Origin of the sequence: Streptomyces sp. NPDC002044, assembly GCF_040296725.1 — a bacterium.
Classification (GTDB): Bacteria; Actinomycetota; Actinomycetes; order Streptomycetales; family Streptomycetaceae; genus Streptomyces; species Streptomyces antarcticus.
In genome coordinates, this window is record NZ_JBEOXU010000275.1 from 1 (window position 1) to 3970 (window position 3970).

The 3970-nt window shown below is 70.5% G+C and carries 5 protein-coding genes; 3 read left to right on the forward strand and 2 right to left on the reverse strand.

The window, feature by feature from the left end; genetic code table 11:
• A partial coding sequence (locus tag ABT106_RS31300; RefSeq protein WP_351284271.1) for an FAD-dependent oxidoreductase occupies nucleotides 1-1425 on the reverse strand: 1425 nt, incomplete at its 3' end.
• Nucleotides 1426-1685: 260 nt separating this feature from the next.
• On the opposite strand from ABT106_RS31300, the gene ABT106_RS31305 reads away from it, so the two are divergent.
• From ABT106_RS31305 to ABT106_RS31315, 3 genes are all read left to right on the forward strand, one after another.
• The gene (locus ABT106_RS31305) at nucleotides 1686-1877 is read left to right on the forward strand and encodes a DUF5302 domain-containing protein (protein ID WP_351284274.1); all 192 of its coding nucleotides are present in this window, start codon (nucleotides 1686-1688) and stop codon (nucleotides 1875-1877) included.
• Nucleotides 1878-2056: 179 nt separating this feature from the next.
• A complete protein-coding gene (locus tag ABT106_RS31310) occupies nucleotides 2057-2470 on the forward strand; it encodes a rodlin (protein ID WP_351284275.1) in 414 nt (137 codons plus the stop codon).
• 173 nt (nucleotides 2471-2643) lie between these two features.
• A complete protein-coding gene (locus ABT106_RS31315) occupies nucleotides 2644-3561 on the forward strand; it encodes a glycoside hydrolase family 19 protein (RefSeq protein WP_502979539.1) in 918 nt (305 codons plus the stop codon).
• 82 nt (nucleotides 3562-3643) lie between these two features.
• Here ABT106_RS31315 and ABT106_RS31320 read toward each other — a convergent pair.
• Nucleotides 3644-3970 (reverse strand): helix-turn-helix domain-containing protein (locus ABT106_RS31320; RefSeq protein ID WP_351284277.1); only part of this gene is annotated, 327 nt, incomplete at its 5' end.

The window sequence follows — 3970 nt, forward strand, 5'->3', positions numbered from 1 at the left end:
GGGCGGCGGCGCCTGGGACGGCTGGGCGCAGGGCGCCGTCAAGACGCCGCTCGTCCTCGGCCACGAGTTCGCGCTGGCTTCGAGCATGCCCTCGCGGTCGACGATCTTCACGCGCGCGCGCCCCTGGGGCTCGCCGAGCGCCTTCTCGGCGGCGTCCAGCCGGTACCAGCCCTCCCACGTCGTGTAGCGGACGCTCCGCTCGGCGAGGAAGGACTCGACGGCCTCGGGCTCGGGGGTCGCCGGCGTGAGCAGGCGGCCCTGCGCGTGGTCGGCGAGCAGGTTCGCGACGGTCTCGTTCGCATCGCCCTTGGTGTGACCGATGAGGCCGATGGGGCCGCGCCGGATCCAGCCGGTGACGTACGTGGACCGCAGGTGGGAGCCCGCTTCGATCACGCGGCCGCCCTCGTCGGGGACGGTGCCGGACTCGACGTCCCAGGGGAGCTTGGGCAGCTCGTCGGAGAGGTAGCCGACCGCGCGGTACACGGACTGGACGTCCCAGTCGGTGAAGGTGCCGGTGCCCTTGACGTTGCCGGTGCCGTCCAGCTCGGTGCGTTCGGTGCGCAGTCCGACGACCTTGCCGTCTTCGCCGAGCACCTCGGTGGGCGACTCGAAGAAGTGCAGGAAGAGCTTGTGCTGCCGGTCGCCGATGTCGCGGATCGCCCAGTTCTCCAGGGTCTTGGCGACCATGTCGGCCTGCTTGTTGGCGCGGCGCGTGGCGATGGAGCCGTCGTCGTAGTCGATGTCCTCGGGGTTGACGATGACCTCGATGTTCGGCGAGTGGTCCAGCTCGCGCAGCTCCATCGGGCTGAACTTGGCCTGGGCCGGGCCGCGGCGGCCGAAGACGTGCACCTCGAGCGCCTTGTTGGCCTGGAGGCCCTCGTAGACGTTCGCCGGGATCTCGGTGGGCAGCAGCTCGTCCGCGGTCTTGGCGAGGATGCGCGCGACGTCGAGGGCGACGTTGCCGACGCCGAGCACCGCGACCTTCTCCGCTTCCAGCGGCCAGGTGCGCGGTACGTCGGGGTGCCCGTCGTACCAGGAGACGAAGTCGGCGGCGCCGTAGGAGCCGTCCAGGTCCACACCGGGGATGGTCAGCACCCGGTCGGCGGTGGCGCCGGTGGAGAAGACCACCGCGTCGTAGAACGAGTGCAGCTCGTCGAGGCTGATGTCGTTCGGATAGTCGACGTTGCCGAAGAGACGGACCTGCGGCTTGTCGAGGACCTGGTGCAGGGCGGTGATGATGCCCTTGATCCGCGGGTGGTCGGGGGCGACGCCGTACCGGATCAGACCGAAGGGAGCGGGCATCCGCTCGAAGATGTCGATGGACACACCGGGCTCGACGGCGGCCTCGGACTTCAGCAGCGCGTCGGCGGCATAGATTCCGGCGGGGCCGGCTCCGACGATGGCTACCCGCAGAGGGCGAGGCATGGCAAGGGTTCCCTTCGAGCGACGGCAAGGTCAATCAAGGGGAACCCTAAACTAAGGCAATCCTAACCCGGCACCCGGTGTCACTTTATAGCCCCATAACCAAAGCTTATGACTCTCCCAAGGCCCCCTTGGGTCTTTCCCGTCCTCGCGGGCCCGGCCGGCCTTGGCCCGGGCGCGAGGCGCCGCTCGCGCCGAACTCGCTGGTCAGCGCGCACGCCACCTGACAGAATGAGACCGCTTGATCACCCCCAGGAGGACACATGGCAGACGAAACAGACACTCCGCAGGACGAGACTCCGGCCGACGAGGCCAAGCGCAAGTTCCGGGAGGCACTGGAGCGCAACGCGGCGAACGCCCAGTCCCAGGAGTCGCACCAGAGCCGGGCGAAGGTCCAGGGTTCCAGCAGCGGCCCCGGCGGCAAGAACAAGAAGGTCCGCCGCAAGACCGGCTGACCCTCGGACCCGAGGAGCTCAGTCTCGCCGTCGCGGCGGCGGGACCGGGCCACTCCACCCCGGTCGGCCGTTGGGCCACACGGGTGAGTGGGGATAACCCCGGGCACTGAAAGCAGTTGATCAGCGCGTCCCGCCGAGGGCAGCTATCACGCGACAGTGCGACAGAAGGAATCCCCCACATGTTCAAGAAGTTCATGGCCACCGCCGCGGTCACCGCCTCCGTGCTGGGCGCGGGCGCCGCAGTTGCCTCCCCGGCGATGGCGATCGGCAACGACAACGGCGTCAACACCGTCAACGGCAACGGCGCCGCGCAGATCTACGGCAACCAGGAGACCGCGGGCGCGCAGAGCCCGCAGCTCGGCGCGATCCAGGGCTCCCTGAACAAGCTCTGCGTCGGCCTCCCGGCCAAGGTCAACGCCCAGTCCCTGGTGGCGATCATCGCCAACGTCGGCGTCCAGGACGTCAACGTGCTGGCCAACCCGCAGAACCAGCAGTGCGCCGAGAACTCGACGCAGGCGAAGGGTGACGAGTCCGCGTCGCACATCCTCAGCAACATCCCGGTCCTCTCGGGCAACGCCTCCGCCGGCAGCTGACACCGGCAGCCCACCCCCGCCTCCGCGCCGACGTGTCCCCATCCGTCGGCGCGGAGGCATGTCATCCCCACACAATCTCCTTGGTCTAGACCTTGACAGGTCCAGACCATTTTCGCTTCAGTGGCTGTAGCTGTCGCCCCCACGGCAACTCCCCCCACCGAAGGAGCAGTTACGTGATACGTGCGCTACGCCGCCGCGCCCTCTCCCTGGCCGCCGCCGCAGCCGTCACCCTGGGCCTCGCCATCGCCCTCCCGTCCTCCCCCGCCGCCGCCGCGGCCCCCGCCTGCGCGGGTGCCTGGGCCTCCTCCGCCGTCTACACGAACGGCGTGAGCGCCTCGCACGCGGGACGCAACTGGAAGGCGAAGTGGTGGACCCAGGGCGAGACGCCCGGCACCACCGGCCAGTGGGGCGTGTGGTCCGACCAGGGCGCCTGTGGTGGCGGTGGAGGCCAGGACCCCGACCCCGACCCCTCCGGATTCGTGGTGTCCCGCGCCCAGTTCGACCAGATGTTCCCGAACCGGAACCCCTTCTACACCTACGACGGCCTGGTCGCGGCGCTGTCCGCGTACCCCGGCTTCGCCAAGACCGGCGACGACACGGTGAAGCGCCGGGAGGCCGCCGCCTTCCTCGCGAACGTCTCCCACGAGACGGGGGGCCTGGTCCACATCGTCGAGCAGAACACCGCGAACTACCCCCACTACTGCGACGCGACCCAGCCGTACGGCTGCCCGGCCGGCCAGGCCGCCTACTACGGCCGCGGCCCCATCCAGCTGTCGTGGAACTTCAACTACAAGGCCGCCGGTGACGCCCTCGGCATCAACCTGCTCGCCAACCCGTACCTCGTCGAGCAGGACCCGGCGGTCGCCATGAAGACGGCGCTCTGGTACTGGAACACGCAGAACGGCCCGGGCACGATGACCGCCCACGCGGCCATCGTCAACGGCGCGGGATTCGGCGAGACGATCCGGTCGATCAACGGCGCCCTGGAGTGCAACGGCGGGAACCCCGCCCAGGTCCAGAGCCGCGTCTCGAAGTACCAGGGCTTCACGCAGCTGCTGGGCGTGACCCCCGGCAACAACCTCGGCTGCTGATCTCACTCCTCCCGGACCGGGCCCGGCCTGCCCGGCCCGGTCCGGGAGGAGGCGCGCGCCGCGGCCGTCTCGGCCGCGGCGGCTACTGCGGCTGGGTTCCGCCGGCCAGCGCGGCCGCCAGCTGGGCCCGCGAGCGGACATCCAGCTTCTGGTAGATGCGGGTCAGCCTCGCCTCCACCGTCTTCACGCTGAGGAAGAGCTTCGCCGCGGCCTCCTGGTTGCTCGCCCCCTGGCTGACCAGCAGGGCCAGCCGGGCCTCGCCCTCCGTCAGGGCCGCCGCCGGGTGTGCGGGACCCCCTTCACAGGCGGCCGGCTCACGGGCCAGCTCCGCCCAGGGAACGGCCCCCGCGAGGTCGAACACCTCGGCCGCCGCGGCCAGTGCGGCGCGGGCCGGCGCTCGCCGGCGGCG

Excerpts from the sequence above, each read along its gene's own strand:
- ABT106_RS31305 (WP_351284274.1), top strand. The coding sequence starts at position 1,686 with ATGGCAGACGAAACAGACACTCCGCAGGACGAGACTCCGGCCGACGAG.
- ABT106_RS31310 (WP_351284275.1), top strand. The coding sequence starts at position 2,057 with ATGTTCAAGAAGTTCATGGCCACCGCCGCGGTCACCGCCTCCGTGCTG.